This is a genomic window from Nocardioides sp. CCNWLW239 (assembly GCF_037137035.1).
Taxonomy (GTDB): Bacteria; Actinomycetota; Actinomycetes; order Propionibacteriales; family Nocardioidaceae; genus Nocardioides.
The window spans coordinates 84,365-104,860 of record NZ_JBBBNW010000007.1 but is presented as its reverse complement, the minus strand read 5'-3'; the positions used below and the strand labels follow the sequence as shown (position 1 = coordinate 104,860).

Annotated in this window: 22 protein-coding genes; 14 read left to right on the top strand and 8 right to left on the bottom strand. The window is 68.1% G+C overall.

Going from position 1 to position 20,496, the window contains the following annotated elements:
• The first annotated feature begins 37 nt into the window (after nt 1–37).
• Both WBG06_RS22805 and WBG06_RS22800 read left to right on the top strand, forming a co-directional pair.
• Nucleotides 38–1,819: an IlvD/Edd family dehydratase gene (locus tag WBG06_RS22805; protein WP_336739538.1), complete on the top strand. Its 1,782-nt coding sequence runs from the start codon at nt 38–40 to the stop codon at nt 1,817–1,819.
• Between the two features lie 28 nt (nt 1,820–1,847).
• Nucleotides 1,848–2,717: a fumarylacetoacetate hydrolase family protein gene (locus tag WBG06_RS22800; protein ID WP_336739536.1), complete on the top strand. Its 870-nt coding sequence runs from the start codon at nt 1,848–1,850 to the stop codon at nt 2,715–2,717.
• On the opposite strand, the gene WBG06_RS22795 is transcribed toward WBG06_RS22800, so the two are convergent.
• Entirely contained in the window at nt 2,707–3,795 is a 1,089-nt protein-coding gene (locus WBG06_RS22795) for a LacI family DNA-binding transcriptional regulator (protein WP_336739534.1), read from the bottom strand. The two genes, WBG06_RS22800 and WBG06_RS22795, sit on opposite strands and share 11 nt — an antisense overlap.
• Nucleotides 3,796–4,051: 256 nt before the next feature.
• Between WBG06_RS22795 and WBG06_RS22790 the strand changes: the two genes are divergently transcribed.
• From WBG06_RS22790 to rsrA, 6 genes are all read left to right on the top strand, one after another.
• Entirely contained in the window at nt 4,052–4,960 is a 909-nt protein-coding gene (locus WBG06_RS22790; protein ID WP_336739532.1) for a carbohydrate ABC transporter permease, read from the top strand.
• On the top strand, nt 4,957–5,823 hold the full coding sequence (locus tag WBG06_RS22785; protein WP_336739530.1) for a carbohydrate ABC transporter permease: 867 nt from the start codon (nt 4,957–4,959) through the stop codon (nt 5,821–5,823). Before WBG06_RS22790 ends, WBG06_RS22785 begins: the two co-directional genes overlap by 4 nt.
• A gap of 33 nt (nt 5,824–5,856) precedes the next feature.
• On the top strand, nt 5,857–7,185 hold the full coding sequence (locus WBG06_RS22780) for an ABC transporter substrate-binding protein (protein WP_336739528.1): 1,329 nt from the start codon (nt 5,857–5,859) through the stop codon (nt 7,183–7,185).
• Between the two features lie 70 nt (nt 7,186–7,255).
• Nucleotides 7,256–8,764: an arabinosylfuranosidase ArfA gene (gene arfA, locus WBG06_RS22775; protein WP_336739527.1), complete on the top strand. Its 1,509-nt coding sequence runs from the start codon at nt 7,256–7,258 to the stop codon at nt 8,762–8,764.
• Between the two features lie 149 nt (nt 8,765–8,913).
• On the top strand, nt 8,914–9,609 hold the full coding sequence (locus WBG06_RS22770) for a sigma-70 family RNA polymerase sigma factor (protein ID WP_442945500.1): 696 nt from the start codon (nt 8,914–8,916) through the stop codon (nt 9,607–9,609).
• On the top strand, nt 9,606–9,869 hold the full coding sequence (rsrA, locus tag WBG06_RS22765) for a mycothiol system anti-sigma-R factor (RefSeq protein ID WP_336739525.1): 264 nt from the start codon (nt 9,606–9,608) through the stop codon (nt 9,867–9,869). Before WBG06_RS22770 ends, rsrA begins: the two co-directional genes overlap by 4 nt.
• A gap of 78 nt (nt 9,870–9,947) precedes the next feature.
• Here the strand turns inward: rsrA and WBG06_RS26530 are convergent, their stop codons facing one another.
• Together WBG06_RS26530 and WBG06_RS22760 are read right to left on the bottom strand one after the other, a co-directional pair.
• Nucleotides 9,948–10,022, bottom strand: coding sequence for a 50S ribosomal protein bL37 (locus WBG06_RS26530; RefSeq protein ID WP_370249596.1), 75 nt, complete (start codon nt 10,020–10,022; stop codon nt 9,948–9,950).
• A gap of 79 nt (nt 10,023–10,101) precedes the next feature.
• The gene (locus WBG06_RS22760) at nt 10,102–10,941 is read right to left on the bottom strand and encodes a DUF2785 domain-containing protein (RefSeq protein ID WP_336739523.1); all 840 of its coding nucleotides are present in this window, start codon (nt 10,939–10,941) and stop codon (nt 10,102–10,104) included.
• Between the two features lie 84 nt (nt 10,942–11,025).
• On the opposite strand from WBG06_RS22760, the gene WBG06_RS22755 reads away from it, so the two are divergent.
• Nucleotides 11,026–12,516, top strand: a complete 1,491-nt coding sequence (locus WBG06_RS22755) for a sensor histidine kinase (protein ID WP_336739521.1) — start codon at nt 11,026–11,028, stop codon at nt 12,514–12,516.
• A 31-nt stretch (nt 12,517–12,547) separates the two neighbouring features.
• On the opposite strand, the gene WBG06_RS22750 is transcribed toward WBG06_RS22755, so the two are convergent.
• Complete coding sequence (locus tag WBG06_RS22750; protein WP_008362075.1) at nt 12,548–12,802, bottom strand: WhiB family transcriptional regulator; 255 nt, start codon at nt 12,800–12,802, stop codon at nt 12,548–12,550.
• 292 nt (nt 12,803–13,094) lie between these two features.
• Here WBG06_RS22750 and WBG06_RS22745 point away from each other — a divergent pair, with 292 nt between their 5' ends.
• The gene (locus WBG06_RS22745; protein ID WP_336739518.1) at nt 13,095–13,466 is read left to right on the top strand and encodes a hypothetical protein; all 372 of its coding nucleotides are present in this window, start codon (nt 13,095–13,097) and stop codon (nt 13,464–13,466) included.
• Here WBG06_RS22745 and WBG06_RS22740 read toward each other — a convergent pair.
• The 3 genes from WBG06_RS22740 to sodN all read right to left on the bottom strand — a co-directional run bounded on the left by WBG06_RS22740 (nt 13,463) and on the right by sodN (nt 15,178).
• Nucleotides 13,463–14,212 carry a SigB/SigF/SigG family RNA polymerase sigma factor gene (locus WBG06_RS22740; RefSeq protein ID WP_336739516.1) on the bottom strand — a complete coding sequence of 250 codons (750 nt, stop codon included), beginning with the start codon at nt 14,210–14,212 and terminating at the stop codon, nt 13,463–13,465. The genes WBG06_RS22745 and WBG06_RS22740 overlap by 4 nt on opposite strands.
• Nucleotides 14,213–14,261: 49 nt before the next feature.
• The gene (locus WBG06_RS22735) at nt 14,262–14,642 is read right to left on the bottom strand and encodes an anti-sigma factor (protein ID WP_336739514.1); all 381 of its coding nucleotides are present in this window, start codon (nt 14,640–14,642) and stop codon (nt 14,262–14,264) included.
• A 134-nt stretch (nt 14,643–14,776) separates the two neighbouring features.
• Nucleotides 14,777–15,178: a superoxide dismutase, Ni gene (gene sodN / locus WBG06_RS22730; RefSeq protein ID WP_336739512.1), complete on the bottom strand. Its 402-nt coding sequence runs from the start codon at nt 15,176–15,178 to the stop codon at nt 14,777–14,779.
• 54 nt (nt 15,179–15,232) lie between these two features.
• On the opposite strand from sodN, the gene WBG06_RS22725 reads away from it, so the two are divergent.
• The 4 genes from WBG06_RS22725 (at nt 15,233) to WBG06_RS22710 (ending at nt 19,779) form a co-directional block, all read left to right on the top strand.
• On the top strand, nt 15,233–15,583 hold the full coding sequence (locus WBG06_RS22725) for a S24/S26 family peptidase (RefSeq protein WP_336739510.1): 351 nt from the start codon (nt 15,233–15,235) through the stop codon (nt 15,581–15,583).
• A 191-nt stretch (nt 15,584–15,774) separates the two neighbouring features.
• A complete protein-coding gene (locus WBG06_RS22720) occupies nt 15,775–16,968 on the top strand; it encodes an NAD(P)-dependent malic enzyme (RefSeq protein ID WP_336739508.1) in 1,194 nt (397 codons plus the stop codon).
• Between the two features lie 123 nt (nt 16,969–17,091).
• A complete protein-coding gene (locus WBG06_RS22715; protein WP_336739506.1) occupies nt 17,092–18,060 on the top strand; it encodes a zinc-binding dehydrogenase in 969 nt (322 codons plus the stop codon).
• Between the two features lie 201 nt (nt 18,061–18,261).
• Complete coding sequence (locus WBG06_RS22710) at nt 18,262–19,779, top strand: MDR family MFS transporter (protein WP_336739505.1); 1,518 nt, start codon at nt 18,262–18,264, stop codon at nt 19,777–19,779.
• A gap of 15 nt (nt 19,780–19,794) precedes the next feature.
• On the opposite strand, the gene WBG06_RS22705 is transcribed toward WBG06_RS22710, so the two are convergent.
• Nucleotides 19,795–20,430, bottom strand: a complete 636-nt coding sequence (locus WBG06_RS22705; protein ID WP_336739503.1) for a TetR family transcriptional regulator — start codon at nt 20,428–20,430, stop codon at nt 19,795–19,797.
• Between the last annotated feature and the right edge of the window lie 66 nt (nt 20,431–20,496).

Below are 20,496 nucleotides of genomic sequence, written 5' to 3'. Positions count from 1 at the left end.
GGGGCGGCGGCGGCATCGCGACGCTAGGGTTTACCACGTGGTAAACACCCGTCGCCTGCGCAGTCGAGACTGGTTCGACAACCCGACCGATCCCGCGATGACGGCGCTCTACATCGAGCGCTACATGAACTGGGGAGTGACCCGCGACGAGCTCCAGTCGGGCAAGCCCGTGATCGGCATCGCGCAGACCGGCTCGGACCTGGCGCCCTGCAACCGGCACCACCTCGGGCTGGCGCAGCGCGTACGCGACGGGATCCGGGAGATGGGCGGGATCGCGTTCGAGTTCCCGGTGCACCCGATCCACGAGATGGGCAAGCGGCCGACCGCGGCGCTGGATCGCAACCTCGCCTACCTCGGTCTGGTGGAGGTCCTCTACGGCTATCCCCTCGACGGAGTGGTGCTGACGACGGGGTGCGACAAGACCACGCCCGCCTGCGTGATGGCGGCGGCGACGGTGAACATCCCGGCGATCGTGCTCTCGGGCGGGCCGATGCTCAACGGCTGGCTCAAGGGGGAGCGCATCGGCTCCGGCACGATCATTTGGAAGGCGCGCGAGATGCTCGCGGCGGGGGAGATCGACCTGGCCGGGTTCACCGAGCTGATCGCGTCCTCCGCGCCGTCGCCCGGCCACTGCAACACCATGGGCACCGCCGCCACGATGAACAGCCTCGCCGAGACCCTCGGGATGAGCCTGCCCGGCTCGGCCGCGATCCCGGCGCCGCACCGCGATCGCGGCCGGGTGGCCTACCTGACGGGCAGGCGCATCGTCGAGATGGTCCACGAGGACCTCAAGCCCTCCGACGTCCTGACCCGGGAGGCGTTCGAGAACGCGATCGTCGTGAACTCGGCGATCGGTGGCTCCACCAACGCCCCGGTCCACATCAACGCGATCGCCCGCCATGTCGGGGTCGACCTCGGCATCGAGGAGTGGGAGACGATCGGCCACCGGATCCCGCTCCTGGTCGACATGCAGCCCGCCGGCCGGTTCCTCGGTGAGGAGTTCCACCGTGCGGGCGGAGTGCCGGCCGTGGTCCACGAGCTGATGCGTCACGGGTTGATCCACGAGGGTGCGCTCACCGTCAACGGCCGGACCATCGGCGAGAACTGCCGCGACGCGGTGAGCGAGGACGCCGAGGTGATCCGCGACTTCGACAACCCGCTCGTGGAGTCCGCCGGCTTCATCGTGCTGACCGGCAACCTGTTCGACAGTGCGATCATGAAGACCAGCGTGATCTCGGCGGAGTTCCGAGACCGCTACCTCTCCGACCCCGAGCACCCGAACGTGTTCGAGGGCCGCGCGATCGTCTTCGACGGGCCCGAGGACTACCACGCCCGCATCGACGACCCCGCTCTCGAGATCGACGAGGGGTGCATCCTGTTCATCCGGGGCGTCGGTCCGATCGGCTATCCCGGCTCGGCCGAGGTCGTCAACATGCAGCCTCCCGCAGCACTCATCGAGCGCGGGGTGCACTCGCTGCCGTGCGTGGGCGACGGTCGCCAGTCGGGTACGTCGGGGTCGCCCTCGATCCTCAACGCCTCGCCCGAGGCTGCTGTCGGAGGTGGCCTCGCGCTGCTGCGTACGGGCGATCGTGTCCGGATCGACCTCAACGCGGGGCGGGCGGACATGCTGGTCCCGGACGAGGAGCTGGCCGAGCGGCGCGAGGCCGTCGGGGAGCTCCCGGTGCCGGAGTCGCAGACACCGTGGCAAGAGATCCAGCGGTCCATGGTGGGCCAGCTCGCCGATGGCATGGTCCTCGAGCCCGCCGTGAGATATCAGCGGGTGGCCCAGACCAAGGGCACCCCGCGCCACAACCACTGAGCGACAACCATCGAGGTAGGAGCAGCCGATGCACCTTGTCCGGTACGACCGCGGGAACGGTCCCCAGGTCGGCGTACGCAGGGACGACTCGATCACGCCGCTGAGCGGTGTCGGCTCCATGGCGGACCTCCTCGCGATGCCCTACGACGAGCTCCGGGCCACCGTCGAGTCCGCCGACGCGGCGCCGGTCCCGGTCGCGTCCGCACGTCTGCTCGCCCCGCTGGACGGGCGCGCCGAGCTGTGGTGTGCGGGCGTCACCTATGACCGCTCGCGCAGCGCGCGGATGGAGGAGAGTGCGGAGCGGTCGGTCTACGACAAGGTCTACTCCGCACGGCGGCCCGAGCTGTTCCTGAAGGCGCCGGCCTGGCGCCTGGTCACCGATGGTGAGCCGGTCGGCATCCGGGCCGACTCCGGCCACGACGTTCCCGAGCCGGAGCTCGCCGTCGTCGTCAACGCCCACGGCGAGGTCGTCGGCTACACGGTCTGCAACGACATGAGCTCCCGCTCGATCGAAGGCGAGAACCCTCTCTATCTGTCCCAGGCCAAGGTCTATGCCGGGGCCGCAGCGCTCGCGCCCGGCATCCGGCCGGCATGGCAGGTCGCTGACGCCACCGGTCTGGCCATCACCCTGGTGATCCACCGGGGTGAGCACGAAGTGGTCGCGGCGGAGACGACCTCTGGCCGGCTCGTACGTCCGATTCAGGAGCTCGTCGACTACCTGTTCGCCGGCAACGACTTCCCTGACGGTGCCGCGCTGGCCACCGGCACCGGGATCGTCCCCGACATCGACTTCAGCCTTCGGCCCGGCGACGTGGTGGAGATCGAGATCGCGGAGGTCGGCAGGCTCGTGAACCGGGTGGAGGTGGGCAAGGAGCCGTTCCGGTGGCTCAGCCGCTGAGCATCTGAGCTGTCGCGCCGGACTTTCGCGCTGACGCCGCTGGCATCCCGGCGGCGGCCCCGCCGGAGGACTCGCGCACGATCAGGTCGAAGGCTGCCTTGTGCAGCCGTGGCGGCCGCGACGACCCGGCGCCCCACTCGATGCGCTCGACGAGCATGCCGACCGCCGTCTCCGCGATCTCCGCCCGGCCGGGGTCGATGCTCGAGAGCGAGGGGACGGTGAGGTGGCTGATGGCGATGTTGTCGTAGCCGATCACGGCGACATCGTCGGGCACCGCCCGCCCCGCCTCACCGAGAGCCCGGAGCGCGCCCAGCGCGAGCGAGTCCGTGAGAGTGAAGATGGCGTCGAACTCCAGCCCCGACCGGATCAGGTCCCGGGCCGCTTCGGCGCCGTCCTCCGGATGCCAGGGCGCGACGACGAGCTCGAGCCGTGGGTCGTGCTCGATGCCGGCAGCGGCCAACGCCTCCCGGTAGCCCTGGATCCTCAGGTTCGAGGGCCCCAGCTGCCGGGTCTCTTCCTCGGGATGGGCGCCGATCACCGCGATCCGCCGGCGCCCGAGTGAGATCAGGTGCTCGACGGCCGCCCGGGCCGCGCTGACGTTGTGCATGGTCACGTGGTCGGTGGGGCCACCGAAGATCCACTCGCCGAGCATGACCAGCGGGAAGTCGACGTACGCCAGCAGGTCTCGGTCCTCGGTGCCGAGTCGCTCCGGGCTGAAGAGGAGACCGTCGGTCTGGGGGAGTCCGTGGGTGAGGAGCTCGATCTCGTGCTCGCGGTCGCCTCCGAGCTGTCCGACGATGACGCTCAGGCCGCGCTTGGCCGCCGCAGCGATGACGGCGTCGGCCAGCTCGGCGAAGTAGGCCTGCTTCAGCTCCGGCACCGCCAGCCCGATGACGCCGGTGCGGCCGGAGCGCAGACCGCGCGCGGAGTGGTTCGGGCGGTAGCCCAGCTCGGCGATCGCCTGTTGCACGCGTGCGCGCGTGTCCGGGTGCACGTTCGGGTGGTCGTTCACCACGTTGGACACGGTCTTGGGCGAGACGCGAGCAACGATCGCGACGTCGCGCATCGTCACAGCCATCGTCGCCTCGTGTTCCCCTCGTGCCCCCGGTTCATGGGCAGCCTACATCGGTGTTTTCGCGTCGGCCCTGACCGCCCTTTCGGACACTCCGTGTGGCGAATGTCACGTTCGGGTCTTGACACGGGTCTGACCGCAGGACAAGGATATGCGCTGATTACCACGTAGTAAATCCGCTGGTGAGGGACATACATCGTCGTAAACCGGCGGATCGCGCCCCCACCCGTGTGTGATGCCTCCAGCGAAGAGGAGTCTTCCGATGGTCGTTCTCCGGCGGCTGCTGTACTCGCAGAAGGCGGCGCCCTACCTCTTCATCGCGCCGTTCGTGATCACGCTGCTCGCCTTCTGGCTGCTCCCGCTCGCGCGCACCTTCCTGCTGAGCACTCAGGAGGTGGTCTTCGGACAGGCCGCCTTCATCGGCTTCGACAACTACCAGCGGCTCTGGGAGGACCGGCTCTTCTGGAAGGCGATGTTCAACAGTGCCCGCTACATGGTGCTGACCATCGCGCTCCTGATCCCGGTCCCGCTGGTCCTGGCGGCGCTGATCAACTCCAAGATCGGCAGCGAGCGCGTCAAGGCGGTCTTCAAGGCCTCGATGTTCGTGCCGGCGCTGACCTCGGTCGTCGTCGCCGGCATCATCTTCCGGCTGATGTTCGCCGAGACCGGCACCGGGCTGATGAACCAGATCGTCGGGATCTTCGGCCTCGAACCGGTCCGCTGGCTGCGTATCGACACCGGCGGGCTGATCGCGCTGCTGGCGCTGGCGATGTGGCGCTGGACCGGCGTCAACATCCTCTACTTCCTCGCCGGCATGCAGTCCATCCCGGAGGAGTACTACGAGGCCGCGACCATCGACGGCGCCAGCAGGCTGCAGCAGTTCTTCCACATCACCCTGCCCAACCTGAAGCCGACCATCGTCTACGTCACCACCATCAGCATCTACGGCGGCCTGGCGATGTTCCTGGAGAGCTTCATGCTCTACCGCGGCAACTCCTCGCCCAACGACCAGGGGCTCACCGTGATCGGTTACCTCTACCGGCGGGGGATCGAGCAGAACGACCTGGGCTTCGCCTCTGCGGTCGGTGTCGTGCTCGTCGTGGTCATCATGACCATCAACCTCACGTTCCTCACGCTCAGCGGGACCTTCAAGAAGGAGAGTGCGCAATGAGCGCTCAGCCGGCCACCCGCACGAAGGTCCAGCTGCCGCACTGGCTCCACGGGTCGGTCCAGACGGGGTTCCTGCTCGTGCTGACCCTGATCGTGCTCGCTCCGCTGCTGATCATGTTCGTGGCGACGTTCCAAGACGGCAACGACGTCATCCGGCGGGGCCTCTCTCTCGACATCGACCGCAGCTCGCTGTCGCTGGACAACTACGTGATGCTCTTCACCGACTCCGGGCCCTACTTCCGGTGGTTCGCCAACTCGATCCTGCTCACGGTTGTGCAGGTGGCCGGGACGTTGCTGGTCAGCTCGTTCGTCGCCTACGGCTTCGCCGTCTACGAGTTCAAGGGCAAGACCGCGCTGTTCATCGCCGTCCTGCTGCTCATGGCCGTGCCGTTCGAGATCATGATGCTGCCGCTGTACGTGCTGGTGAACGACGTCGGCCTGGCCGACTCCTACTCGGTGATCGTGCTGCCGTTCCTGGCAGCGGCGGTAACCATCTTCTACTTCCGGCAGTACTTCCTCGGCATCCCGAAGGATCTGCTCGAGGCAGGCCGGATGGACGGTGCCACGGAGTTCGGCATCTTCTTCAAGATCGTGGTGCCGGTGGCGAAACCGGCATTCGCGGCGATGGCCATCCTCAACGGGATGATCATCTGGAACAACTTCCTCTGGCCGCTGCTGGTGCTGCGCTCGGAGTCGAAGTTCACCCTCCCGATCGGGCTCAACACCCTGCTCACCCCGCATGAGAACAACTACGAGCTGCTCATCATCGGGTCCCTGTTCTCGCTCCTTCCCGTCCTGGTGCTCTTCCTGCTGTTCCAGCGGTTCTTCGTCGCTGGCATGACGGCCGGGGCGCTCAAGGGGTGACCCCTTGCCCAAACCTCACAGATGGAGAGAGCCATGACAACAAGGCGGAGAATCACCTCCTTACTCGCCGCGGGACTCGCTGCGACGCTCATGCTGAGCGCCTGCGGCGGCTCCGAGGAGGAAGGCGGACCTGACGCAGAGGGCCGCACCAGCATCGACATGTGGGTGTTCGCCGAGCTGCACGGCACCTACTACGAGGCGATGGCCGAGGCGTGGAACGAGAAGAACCCCGACAAGGAGATCAAGCTCGACGTCACGGTCTTCCCCTACGACGAGATGCACAACAAGCTGCAGCTGGCCGTGAACTCCGGCAAGGGGCTCCCGGACGTCGTGGACATCGAGGTGAACAAGTTCTCCAACTTCGTCACCGAGGACGGACGTACGCCACTGGCCGACCTGTCCGAGGCCGCCGAGCCCTACCAGGAGGACATCGTGCAGGCCCGGATGGACCTGTACGCCCGGGAGGGGAAGCAGCTCGGCTTCCCGACTCACGTCGGGGCCCAGGTGGCCTTCTACAACATCCCACTGCTGGAGAAGGCCGGGGTCGACTACACGACCATCAAGACCTGGGACGACTTCAAGGCGGCCGGCGCGAAGTACAACAAGGCGACCGGCAAGGCCTTCGGTGTCGCCAGCACCGACACCAACATCACCCAGCCGCTGGTGATGGCGCAGCTCGGCGGCGACCTGTTCGACGAGGACGGCAACGTCACCGTGAACAGCCCGGAGGTCGTGGAGGCGATCGAGCTGCTGCAGGACATGCAGAAGGCCGGAGCGCTCTCGACCATCCCGGGCGGCAGCCCGGACATCGAGGAGGCCTACGGCCCCATCAACAACGGGGACTACGCGGCCATCGTCTACCCGGCCTGGTACACGTCCCGGTTCGTCGACTACATGCCCGATCTGGCCGGGGACATCGCGATCGCGCCGGCACCGGTCATCGAGGGTGGTGAGGTCGCCACGGTCGGTGGCGGCGGCACCGGCACCGCGGTGATCGACAGCTCCCCGGACAAGGAGTTCGCTGCCGAGTGGCTCGCCTTCGCGAAGCTGTCGCCGGAGGCCAACGTCGCCGTCTGGGAGGAGCTCGGCTTCGACCCGGTCAACATGTCGGTGTGGGAGGACAAGGACGTCACCCACAACCCGGAGAACAAGTTCAACAAGTACTTCCGGACCAACCTCTTCGACGTGCTCAACGAGGTCAAGGGCGACATCGGCCACTTCGAGTCCTTCGAGAACCCGAACCTGCCCAAGGTCGACGAGGTGTTCACGACCAGCACGTACAACCAGATCTTCGGGGACGGTGTCCCGGCCAAGCAGGCGCTGGACCAGGCCCAGGCCGATCTGGAGAACCAGCTCAAGTAGATGGCGACGGACCCGGGCGCCGGCGATTCGCCGGCGCCCGGGATGCCGCTGCCCGGATCAGGAGGAACCCATGGAGAACGGCAAGCTGACAATCGATCCGGCGTTCACCGTCGCCCCCGTGAACAGGAGGGTCTTCGGATCGTTCGTGGAGCACATGGGGCGCTGTGTCTACGGCGGCATCTTCGAGCCGGGACACCCGACGGCGGACGAGGACGGCCTGCGGGGCGACGTACTGGATCTCGTCCGCGAGCTCGGAGTGAGCGCCGTTCGCTACCCCGGCGGCAACTTCGTCTCCGGCTACAAGTGGGAGGACGGCGTGGGGCCACGCGACCAGCGACCGACCCGCCGGGACCCGGCGTGGCGGAGCATCGAGACCAATGCTTTCGGCCTCAACGAGTTCATGACCTGGGTGAAGAAGGCCGGCATCGAGCCGATCATGGCGGTGAACCTGGGCACGCGCGGCCTGCCGGAGGCGCTCGAGCTGCTGGAGTACGCCAACCACCCCAGCGGAACCGAGCTGTCCGACCGTCGCATCGAGCACGGCGCCGTGCAGCCGCACGACATCCGGATGTGGTGCCTCGGCAACGAGATGGACGGACCCTGGCAGTTGGGGCACAAGACGGCCGAGGAGTACGGCCGTCTGGCCAAGGAGGTGGCGAGGGGGATGCGCCAGCACGACGCCGACCTCGAGCTGGTCGCCTGCGGCAGCTCGGGCCGCTCGATGCCGACGTTCGGCGCCTGGGAGGCGACGGTGCTCGAGCACACCTACGACGAGGTCGACTTCGTCTCGGCGCACGCCTACTACGAGCTCGACGGCGACGACATCGCGAGCTTCCTCGCCTCGTCGGTCGACATGGATCTCTTCATCCGGGACGTCGTCGCGACCGCCGACCACATCGGGGCGAAGCTCTCCTCGCCGAAGCGGATCAACATCTCCTTCGACGAGTGGAACGTCTGGTACCTGAAGAAGTTCCAGCAGGAGGGCATGCCGGAGGACTGGACCTTCGCCCCTCGGCTGAGCGAAGACGCCTACACGGTGCTCGACGCCGTCGTCGTCGGCTCGCTGCTCATCACGCTGCTCAAGCACAGCGACCGGGTGACCGCCGCCTGCCAGGCTCAGCTGGTCAACACCATCGGCTCGATCAGGTGCGAGCCCGGCGGGCCGGCATGGCGGCAGTCGATCTTCCACCCGTTCGCGCTGACCTCCCGGTTCGCGCAGGGGGAGGTGCTCGAGCCCCGGGTCGTCGCTCCGACGATCACCACCGCCAAGCACGGTGACGTCTCCGTCCTCGACTCCGTGGCGACCCACGACCCGGAGAACGGCCGCGTGGCGGTGTTCGTCGTCAACCGGCACCCGTCGGAGCCCCTGGCCTTCTCCACCGACCTGCGCAACTTCGGCGGCGTGGAGCTGGTCGAGGCGACGGTCCTGGGTGGCGAGGACCTGTTCGCGGCGAACAGCGTGGAGCATCCCGACCGGGTGGTGCCGAGGGCGTACGACTCGGCGAAGGTCGTGGGGGGAGCGCTCGAGGCCGAGCTTCCGCCGGCCTCATGGAGCATGTTCGTCCTGCAGACGTCCTGAGGTGGCCGACGGCCGCGGGGCTCTCCGACCGCGGGAATGTTTCGCGGCCGTCGCGACGTTCATGCAGCATGACCATCCTGCTCGAACGCCCCCCGGAGAACGTGTCGCCGATGGGCGCCCCGATGCTCACGCGCGTACCCTGGGACGTGATGAGCGACAACGACACTGAGACGACCGGAGCGAGGTCGAGCGGCGAGCTTGCTCGTCCGCTCGCGCCGAGCGAGGGAGTGACCGCGCGAAGCGCGGAGGTCGACCTGGCCACCGAGACTCCCGAGGAGCGCGCCCTGCGCTTCGAGCGGGACGCGCTGCCCTTCCTCGACCAGCTCTACTCGGCGGCGATGCGGATGACCCGCAACCCGGCCGATGCGGAAGACCTGGTGCAGGAGACGTTCGCGAAGGCCTACTCGTCCTTCCACCAGTTCAAGCCCGGCACCAACCTGAAGGCCTGGCTCTACCGCATCCTCACCAACACCTTCATCAACACCTACCGCAAGAAGCAGCGCCAGCCACAGCAGTCGATGTCCGAGGACGTCGAGGACTGGCAGCTCGCGCGGGCCGAGTCACACACCTCGACCGGTCTGAAGTCCGCGGAGATGGAGGCGCTCGAGCACCTGCCCGACTCCCAGGTGAAGGACGCGCTGCAGCGTCTCCCCGAGGAGTTCCGGCTCGCCGTCTACCTCGCCGACGTCGAGGGATTCGCCTACAAGGAGATCGCCGAGATCATGGAAACCCCGATCGGCACCGTGATGTCGCGGCTTCACCGAGGCCGTCGCCAGCTGCGCGATCTGCTCTCCGACTACGTACGCACCAACGACCTCACCGGCGCTCGTGGAGGTGCGTCATGAGTGCCCACGAACACGACGCCTCACCCAGCGACTGCGCAGACTTTCTCGAGCAGATCGTCTTCCTGATCGACAACGAGCTCGCCGCGGCCGACGCCGACCAGGTCAAGCTCCACCTGCAGAGCTGCAACCCCTGCCTGGAGACCTACGACCAGCAGCGCATCGTCAAGGCCGTCGTGGCGCGCTCGTGCACCGAGGTCGCCCCCGGCGAGCTGCGCGCGAAGATCATGGTCCAGATCCAGGAGCTCCGCACGCAGTCCTGACCCAGACGCGTACGGACCCGGACGCGACGAGAGCCCCAGCCGAATCGGCTGGGGCTCTCACGTCATTAACAGCCGTGATCAGCTGTTGGGGCGCTTGCCGTGGTTCGCGCCCTTCTTGCGGCGCGCGCGGCGCTTGCGGCCGGTCTTGCCCATAATGATCTCCTCCATTGGGGTACATGGACCCCGAGGGGTCTCGGCACAGTCTCTCAAAGCCAGGGGTGTCAGTGCTAATTCAGCCCAGGTAGGCCGCGTTGGACCGCTTCAGAGCGGCGACGACGACCAGTAGCAGATCGCCCCGGATCTGCGGGCTGTCGTTGCTGAGCGCGAGCTGGATGTAGAGGGCCCGCAGGAACGCCTCGGCGTTGCCGGTGAGCAGGAACGGGTCGCGGTCGGGCGTCTCCGGGGTCGCGGTGGCGACGGTGACGATCCGGTTGATCCACGGCTCCATGATCGTGAGCGGGACCAGGTTGCGGCGCAGCACCGACATCGTCGCCGCCGCCAGCCGGTCGGGCTCGCCGTGGGTGTAGATGGTGTCGCCTCGGGCCAGCACGCGGTCGGCGACGACGTCGAGGATCACCGTCAGCTCGGGCTTGCCGAGGTGTTCGGAGGAGGCCAGGGTGCCGAGGGCGTCGGCGCCGCGGGCGACCGCGTGCGCCCAGCCGCGCTCGGGTACGAAGGCACGCAGGTCCCGCTCCCGCAGCAGCCAGGTGGCGATCCGGTCGCCCCACTCCAGCACCTTCTCGGCGGGCACGAGCGAACGTGCGTTGTCCCGGGCGATGCACTCGGCCAGGGCCTCGACCGAGGAGGCCCGGCGGAAGACGCCGTTGTTGCCGGAGTCGCCGAGCCCGACGACCAGGCCGGCCGCCATCCCGTCGCCCAGGCCGGCCAGCAGGTCGTCGTAGACGCCGCGCTGGATCCACGTCGACAGGGCCGGCACGGCCAGCCCGCTGCGTACGTCCGGGTCGGGGTCGCCGAGCATCCGGGTGAGCTCGATCGTGAGGTCGCCCAACGGCCGGTCCGTGGGTACAGCGAGACCGGTCGAGTGAACCTCCCGCCAGTACGCCTCCGACATAGGGAACATCCTGCCAAACCCCGCCACGCGTGGACATCCGACCCGCGCAATGCTCATACCTTGGTCTACATCTACGCTGTCGCCGTGCCCACTCTGAGTGAGCTTGCCCAGAATCACACCGACCTCGACAGCGAGGACGTCGGCTGGCTTCAGCTGCTCATGGCCGACTGGCAGATCCTCGCCGACCTCTCCTTCGCCGACCTCGTGCTGTGGCTGCCCGACAAGTCCGGCAACGGCTTCTGGGCGGCCGGTCAGATGCGTCCCACGACCGGCCCGACGGCCTACGTCGACGATATCGTCGGCATGTTCGTGCCGAAGGGCCGCCACGCCACCCTCGACGACGCCGTCGACGTCGGCCGGCTGGTGCGCGAGGGAGACCCGGAATGGCGCGACGACGTCCCGGTGCGGGTCGAGACCATCCCCGTACGCCGCTCCGGCCGCATCATCGCGGTGCTGAGCCGCAACACCAACCTGCTCGGCGTGCGCACGCCCTCCAAGCTCGAGCTGTCCTATCTGCAGACCGCCAACGACCTGACCCAGATGGTCGCCAACGGCTTCTTCCCGGCGGTCGGGCAGCGCAGCGACCACACCGACACCCCCAGAGTGGGGGACGGGTTCGTCCGGGTGGACGCCGACGGCGTCGTCGACTACGCCAGCCCCAACGCGCTCTCGGTCTTCCGCCGGCTGGGTCTCTCCGGAGACCTCGCCGGCCAGTCCCTGGCCGGCATGACCCGTGCTCTGGTGCCGCCGCGCAAGCGTCCCGACGAGGAGACGCTGAGTGCGGTGCTCGGCGGGCGGGCGCATCGCGACACCGAGATCGACACCGGGGTGATGGCGATCATCATGCGCTCGATCCCGCTGCGGCCACGTGGCGAGGCGATCGGTGCGCTGGTGCTGCTGCGCGACGTCACCGATCTGCGCCGACGCGACCGTGAGCTCGTCACCAAGGACGCGACGATCCGCGAGATCCACCACCGGGTGAAGAACAACCTACAAACCGTGGCCGCGCTGCTGCGGATGCAGTCTCGCCGTGTCGACTCCGGCGTCGCGCAGGACGCGCTGAACGAGGCCGTACGACGGGTCGGGTCGATCGCGCTGGTCCACGAGATCCTCTCCCAGCAGGCCGTCGAGGAGACCGTCGAGTTCGACGAGATCGCCGACCGGCTCGCCTCCATGGTCGGCGAGGTCACCTCGGTGGGGGTGGCGGTGCGGGTGCGTCGCGAAGGCTCGTTCGGGTCGCTGCCCTCGGAGGTGGCCACACCGATGGCCATGGTCGTCACCGAGCTGCTGCAGAACGCCGTGGAGCACGGCTACCGCGGCAGCGGCCCGGGGGATCCCGAGACGGGCACGATCGTGATGTCCGTACGACAACAACCCGCCGGGCATCTCCAGGTGACCATCGAGGACGACGGTCATGGATTACCCGACGGGTTCAGTCTCGACACATCGACAAATCTGGGTTTGTCGATCGTGAAGACTCTCGTCGAAGGCGAGCTCGGTGGCCGGCTCTCGTTGGGGCCCCGGCCGGTTGGCCATGGGGCGAGAGCTGCGGTCGAGCTGCCGGTGGAGCTCTAGGTAGATCTGTAGGGGGATCTCTCGGGGGTGGTCAGACGGCGGTGCGGACACGCGAGCGGGCGTTGCGGCGCTTCAGCGCACGACGCTCGTCCTCGCTCAATCCACCCCACACGCCGTGATCCTGACCGGCCTCAAGAGCCCACTGAAGACATTGCTCCCGGACGTCGCAACGCCGGCAGACCTGCTTGGCTTCCTCGATCTGAAGGATGGCCGGACCGGTGTTTCCGATGGGGAAGAACAGTTCCGGGTCTTCATCGAGACAAGCCGAACGGTGGCGCCAATCCATGGCTGGGTAGACCCTCTTTCTGACGTAGGATGGGCAAGGCCCTGGTGCTTCGAGACCCTGCGAGCGGGCACGTGGCGGGGATGTGTGAATGTCTTCACGTGCGTGCTGTCTCTAGAGTTCCAAGAAATGGACGCCGAAACAACCCCTAACCAGTGTCTGCTTCGTCACCGGACCGTAACACTCGGTTGTCCTGGTGCTAGACAATTCGGTAACGCGGTGAGTTACCCGCAAGGTCGGTGGTGTATGCTCTCGCGGATTTTTCGACCCTTGGATCGGGTTCTAGGCTGCTCAGGTGACCGCGCCGCATCGTCCCTGGACCCTCTTGCTGACCGTGTTCGCCGCAGGCGTCGAGGCCGCGGCGATGCTGGTCTGGGGAGCGATGGAGTTCGTACGCATCCCCGACGCCGCCTCGCTCACGACCGCGATCGCGGGCGGCCTGTTCTTCCTGCTCTGCGCCGCCGCCATCGGCTGGTGCACCTTCATGTTCTGGCGTCTGGAGTCCTGGTCGAGGGCGCCGCTGGTGCTCGTCCAGCTGATCGTGCTCGGCCTGGCCTGGAACCTGCGTGAGGATCTCGCCGTCGCGGGCGGGCTGGCGCTCGTCGCGGTGGTCGCGCTCGCCGGCGTCTTCGCGCCCCCGAGCATCGCCGCGCTCGAAGATCGTTAGTCCTCTTCCAGCGCCTTGCGGAGCCGCGCGAGCGAGCGGTTGAGCAGCCGGGAGACCTGCATCTGGGAGACCCCGAGCTCGGCGGCGATCTCGGTCTGGGTCTTGCTGCGGAAGAACTTCAGCATCAGCACCTGCTTCTCGTGGGCGGAGAGGCCGTCGAGCACCGGCTTGATGGACTCGCGGACCTCGACGTCGTCGAGACGCAGGTCGTGGGCGGTCAGCGAGTCGAGCATCGGCGCCGTCTCGTCGCTCTCGTGGTCGAGGGACAGCGCTGCGTAGGCATTGCTGGACTCCAGGCCCTCGACGACGGTCTCGAGGCTGACGCCGAGCCGGGTGGCGAGGTCGCGAGCCGTGGGGGAGCGGCCGAGCTCCTGGGAGAGCTCGGCGGTCGCTTCGCGGAGGTTCTGCTGCAGGTCGCGCAGCCGGCGGGGCACGCTGACCGCCCAGCGGCTGTCACGGAAGTAGCGCTTGATCTCGCCGAGGATCGTCGGCACGGCGTACGTCGAGAACTCGACGTCACGCCCGAGGTCGTAGCGGTCCACGGCGTTGAGGAGGCCGACCACACCGACCTGGACGAGGTCCTCGTGCGGCTCGCCGCGACCGTAGAACTGGGAGGCGCAGTACTCCACCAGCGCCATGTTGAGGTGGACCAGCTCCTCGCGCGCGCCGGTTCGCTCCGCGTCGGTCAGGTCGGAGCCGGCAAGGGCCGTGAAGAGCTCGCGGGAGCGGGCGCGGGCATCCTCCACCTCGCCGGTGCTCCTGGACCTCGACGACCGAATCGTCTTCTGCGCCATGTCAGCGCGCGGCTCCGAGCGGGGTCGCGCCGGCAACCAAGGAGATCTTGAGCTGGTCCCCGGCGGGGACGGCGGTGACGTCCCTGGCCAGCGTGGTGAGCACCTGCCAGGCGAAGCTCGTCTCGTCGATCTCGGCCTCGGCGTCGCAGGTGGTGGTGACGGTGACCCCGATGGTGTCCTCACCGATGTCGAAGACGATGTGCAGGTCCGCGCCCTCGCTGGCGCACTCCAGGCAGATCGCCGCCGCCTCGCTGACCGCCATCCGCAGGTCCTCGATGTCCTCGAGGGTGAAGTCGAGGCGCGCGGCGAGGGCGGCGGTCGTCGTACGCAGTACGGAGACGTAGGCGCCTTCGGCGGGAAGGCGCAGCTCGACCTGGGGCATCTGGGTTGTCAGTCCTTCTGGGTGGGTGTCTCGATGATTATGCAACGAGACCGGACGCGCCGTGCCGTTAACCCACCGCAGCCGCTCCGAGATCGGAGCGGCTGCGGTGTACGGGGGCTGAGACCCGAAGGTCGTCAGGCCTTCTTGGTCTCCCAGAAGATCTCGGCGATCTCGTCGATCTTGGCGAGGAGCTTGTCGGCGACCTCGAGGTCGAGGGTGCCCTTGGTGCCGGAGGCGCCGGCGAGCTTGGTGGCCTCGTTGACGAGGGTGTGGAGCTGGGGGTACTTCTCGAAGTGCGGGGGCTTGAAGTAGTCGGTCCACAGCACCCACAGGTGGTGCTTGACCAGCTCGGAGCGCTGCTCCTTGATGAGCACCGCGCGGGTGCGGAAGTCGGGGTCGTCGCTGTCGAGGGCCTTGGCGATGACGGCCTTGACGGACTCGGCCTCGATGCGGGCCTGGGCGGGGTCGTAGACGCCGCAGGGCAGGTCGCAGTGGGCCGAGACCTCGATGGTGGGAGCGAAAAGTCGCGCGAACATGCGGGTCCTCTCAAAGAGTGTTCATGTGTCCTACGGATTGCGACACTACTCCGCATGGAGGACAACGCGGCCAGGGCACCCCGACACGCCTGGGGGATGGCGAAGGTCGAAGGGGTGTCGATGGAGCCGACGTTGCAGGCCGGGGACCGGTTGTGGGTCTCCTACCGACGTACGCCGGAGCCCGGTCGTGTCGTCGTCGCCCGGCTCGCCGACGGGGCGGTGGTGGTGAAGCGGGCGGTGGAGCGGCGTACGACCGTATCCGGGCGCTCCGGGTGGTGGCTGCTCTCGGACAATCCGGCCGCCCCGGGAGTGATCGACTCCCGTCATCGCGGGCCGGTGGCGGATGCCGACGTGATCGGCGTCGTCGTCGGCAGGCTCTGGCCACGCCCGCGCGTCCTGGCGTGAGCGTTCTGGCCGAGAGCTCCAGATGAGGGCTTGATCACCTTGTAGGAAACATCAACCGCTTCCTCCGGTAGCCTGTGGGACACTGCCATCCGGGCACCACATCCCTGTAGATGGCGCCATGCGCGGCTCCACCCCTCGGCTCGCGTTCGACCGCCCCGACGTTCCGAGTCCGTAGTTTCTGGAGGCCCCCAATGACCGAGTCCACCCTTTCCACCGAGACCACCGCCTATGACGGCGACCCGGTGTTCGAGCTTCACCGCGGCGGCAAGATGGCGATCGCGGCGACCGCCTCGGTCTCCGACAAGGCGTCGCTGTCGATGGCCTACACCCCGGGCGTCGCGCGGGTCTGCACCGCGATCGCCGAGCAGCCCGAGCTGGCTCACACCTACACCTGGGTGCCCAACACGGTCGCTGTCGTGACCGACGGCACCGCGGTGCTCGGCCTCGGTGACATCGGTCCTGCCGCGGCGATGCCGGTGATGGAGGGCAAGGCGGTGCTGTTCAAGGAGTTCGGCGGCGTCGACTCGATCCCGATCTGCCTGGACACCACCGACGTCGACGAGATCGTCGAGACCGTGGTCCGGATGGCGCCGTCGTTCGGTGGGATCAACCTGGAGGACATCTCCGCGCCGCGCTGCTTCGAGATCGAGGACCGCCTCAAGGAGGCGCTCGACATCCCGGTCTTCCACGACGACCAGCACGGCACCGCCGTGGTCACCCTGGCCGCCCTGATGAACGCGCTGAAGCTGACCGGCCGCAACCCGGAGTCGACCCGGGTGGTCATCTCCGGTGCCGGCGCCGCGGGCGTCGCGGTCGCCAAGATCCTGCTCGAGTTCGGCATCAAGGACCTCGCCCTGCTCGACCGCAAGGGCGTCATCTCCTCCACCCGCTCCGACCTGACCGCGTCGAAGAAGGCGATCGCCGCGGTGACCGCGGACGTCACCGGCCGGTCGGGCACGCTCGCCGACGTGCTCGCGGGCGCCGATGTCTATGTCGGCCTCTCCGGTGGCACCGTTCCCGAGGAGCTCGTCGCGACCATGGCCGACCAGGCGATCGTCTTCGCGATGGCCAACCCGACCCCGGAGATCCACCCCGACGTGGCGCACAAGTACGCCAGCATCGTCGCCACCGGGCGCTCGGACTTCCCCAACCAGATCAACAACGTCCTCGCCTTCCCCGGCATCTTCCGGGGCGCCATCGACGTGCACGCCTCCTCGATCACCGAGGGGATGAAGCTCGCGGCTGCCCAGGCGCTGGCTGCCCTGGTGAGCGACGAGCTCTCCGAGTCGAAGATCATTCCGGAGCCCTTCGACCCGCGTGTCGGCCCCGCGGTCGCCGCCGCGGTCGCCGAGGCTGCCCGGGCCGACGGGGTCGCGCGCGCCTGAGCGTGTTCCTCCGTCGAGGGATGCAGGCGAAGGCACGCATCCCTGGCGGAGCTCCGCTGGGGAAGTGTCCCGCCATCTGCATACCTTCATCGAGCAACCACCGGGATCGGTAGGGTCGGTCGCATGTTCGCTGCGTACGCCGAGAAGTTCTCATCCGACGACCCGATCTCCGGCCTCGTGCTGGGGGAGCGGCCTGACCCGGTCGCTCCGGACGGGTGGACGACGGTCACCGTCAAGGCCGCCTCGCTCAACCACCACGACCTGTGGTCGCTGCAGGGGGTCGGGCTCAAAGCCGAGGCGCTCCCGATGATCCTCGGCTGCGACGCGTCCGGGCTCGACGAGGACGGCAACGAGGTCGTCGTGCACTCGGTGATCTCCTCGCCGGACTGGACCGGCGACGAGACCCTCGACCCGAAGCGGTCGCTGCTCTCCGAGCGCCACCAGGGCACCTTCGCCGAGAAGGTGATCGTGCCCCGCCGCAACGTGGTCGCGAAGCCTGCCGGCATGTCGTTCGAGGAGGCGGCGTGCCTGCCGACGGCGTGGCTGACCGCCTACCGGATGTTGTTCACCCAGGGCGGGCTCAAGGCCGGCGACTCGGTGCTGGTGCAGGGTGCCGGCGGAGGCGTGGCGACCGCGGCGATCACGCTCGCGCGGGCGGCGGGGCTGAAGGTCTACGCCACCTCGCGCGATGAGGCGAAGCAGAAGCGTGCCCTCGAGCTGGGTGCACACGAGGCGCTGCCGAGCGGCGAGCGGCTGCCGGTCAAGGTCGACGCGGTGATCGAGACCGTCGGCCGGGCGACCTGGAAGCACTCGGTCCGGTCGCTGCGGCCGGGTGGCGCGATCATCATCAGCGGCACCACGTCGGGGGCGAACCTGGACGATGCGCTGCTGACCAACATCTTCTTCCTGCAGCTGAAGGTGATCGGCTCGACGATGGGCACCCGCAACGAGCTGGCGAGCCTGGTCTCGCTCCTCGAGGCGACCGGTGCCCGCCCGCTCATCGACCGCACGATGCCGCTGACCGAGGCCACGGCCGGGTTCGAGGCGATGCAGGCCGGTGATCTCTTCGGGAAGATCGTCTTCACCGTCTGAAGCGTCGTGACGTTGTCCGGCGCGGTGTGACGTACGGAATATCGTTCGACTCTCCCCGGTTGAGCAAGGGACCATTGAGTGTCACTGCCGGGGGCTCGGAGAGTTTTCTCGTGGCGTGATGTCGAAATCGGCCCCGCCCGTTCGATCTATGTATGAGAGCGGGCGGCAACGGGCCCCTGCGTACGACCCGAGGAACTCGTCATGACTGCTGCCGTCACACCATCACATCGTCCCGTAGACGGTGAGAAGCGGCGTACGCCTGCCGTCATCACCCTGCTCGTGCTGGCCACCTTCGTGGTGATCCTCAACGAGACGATCATGCTCAACGCGATCCCGAACCTGATGACCAGCTTCGGGGTCACCGAGCACGCCGCCCAGTGGGTCTCGACCGCGTTCATGCTGACCATGGCCTCGGTGATCCCGGTGACCGGGTGGTTCCTGCAGCGGGTGACCACCCGGACGGCGTACGCCACGGCGATGGGCGTCTTCATCGCCGGCACCCTGATCTCGGCGATCGCGCCGGTCTTCGGCATCCTGCTCGCCGGCCGTGTCATCCAGGCGGCCGGCACCGCGGTGATGATGCCGCTGCTGATGACCACGCTGATGACGGTGGTCGACGAGCACGACCGCGGTCGGGTGATGGGCAACGTCACCATGGCGATCTCGGTCGCGCCGGCGCTGGGTCCGACGATCTCCGGGCTGATCCTGGGGTTCGGCTCGTGGCGGCTGCTCTTCCTGCTGGTGCTCCCGATCGCCGTCGTCGTCGCGTGGTCCGGGCTGCGCCGGCTGGAGAACGTCGGTGAGACCTCGAAGACGAGCGTGGACTGGGCCTCCGTGATCATCGCCGCGCTCGGGTTCGGATCGCTCGTCTACGGGCTGAGCCGGTTCGCCGAGGGCGAGGTCGGGCGTCCCGTGGTCATCGCCGCCGTCGGTGCGGCCCTGATCGTCGCGTTCGTGTTCCGCCAGCTCCGGCTGCAGCGCGTCGGCTCGCCGCTGCTGGACCTGCGTGCCTTCCTGCACCCCACCTTCACCAAGTCGCTGGTCCTGATGGCGGTCGCGTTCCTGGCGATGATGGGCTCGATGATCCTGCTGCCGCTCTACCTGCAGACCGTGCGCGGGCTCTCCCCGCTCTACACCGGCCTCCTGGTGATGCCGGGTGGTCTCGCGATGGGTCTCCTCGGGCCGACCGTCGGGCGGATCTTCGATGCGTACGGTGGCCGGGTGCTCGTCATCCCGGGCTCCGTCGGCATCGTGGCCGCTCTCGCCGGCCTCTCGCAGATCTCGCTCACCACGCCCTACTGGTCCATCCTGGCGCTGCACCTGGTCCTGATGGTCAGCCTGGCCGCGGCCTTCACGCCGGTCTTCACCCTCGGCCTCGGATCGCTGCCGCCCCACCTCTACTCCCACGGCTCCTCGATCCTCGGCACGCTGCAGCAGGTCGCGGCGGCGTTCGGCACCGCGCTGGCGGTGACGGTGATGTCCGTACGCAGCGACCAGGTCATCGACGAGGTGGGTGCCGTCGCGGCTCAGGTCAGTGGCCTGCAGGCGGCGTTCCTGGTCAGCGCCGGGCTCGCCCTGATCGTGGTCGTGATGGCCGTCCTGCTGCCGGCTCGGGCAGAGGGGCACGATGAGCCTGCCGAGCAGCCCGAGGCGGATCTGGACGCCGAGCTCGCCGAGCTGTGCGAGCACGGGCGCGAGCCTGCGACCTGCGGCTGCTGAGCTGCTCTCAAACCGCTAGCGTTCCGACTGCCACTGGTAGACGCCGACCAGCAGCATCCTCAGCTGGGTTCTGACGGCTGCGACGATCTGCTGCTCCTGCTCGGGGCGGGTGGTGGAGAGAATCTGCTCGGCGGTGGCGACCAGGACCGTCACGAACAGTGACGAGAGCACGCGCAGATCCGTGCCGGTCCACGTGTCGGTGCCGGTCATCAGCGCCAGGTCGGTGGCGAGCTCGCGCTCGCAGAGCTCGATCTCGCGCCGGATGGCCTCACGCACCGAGGGTGGACCGGCGACCCGCTCGCGGGCGATGAACCCGAAGTGGTCGCGGCGTCGGTGGACGTGGTCGACGAGGGCGTCGATGGAGCCGTCGACGACATCCTTGTCGGCCTGCGCGTTGCGGCGTACGTCGCGGAGGAGGTCGCGCAGCGAGTCGAAGGACTCCTCGACGAGGGCCAGCCCCAGCGACTCGATCGAGTCGAAGTGGCGGTAGAACGCGGTCGGCACGATGCCGACCTGCTTGGCGACCTGGCGGAGCGAGAGCGCGGTCAGCGAGCTGTCGGTGGACAGCTCCAGCGTCGCATCGAGGATTGCTCGCCGGGTCCGGAGCTTGCGCTCCGCACGGCTCTCCGGCTCCGCGCCTGTCTCGATCACCCGACCATCTTAGGGTCACGCCTCCGAAACGGCGACAGTGCACGCGTGTACACCGTGATTCGGGTC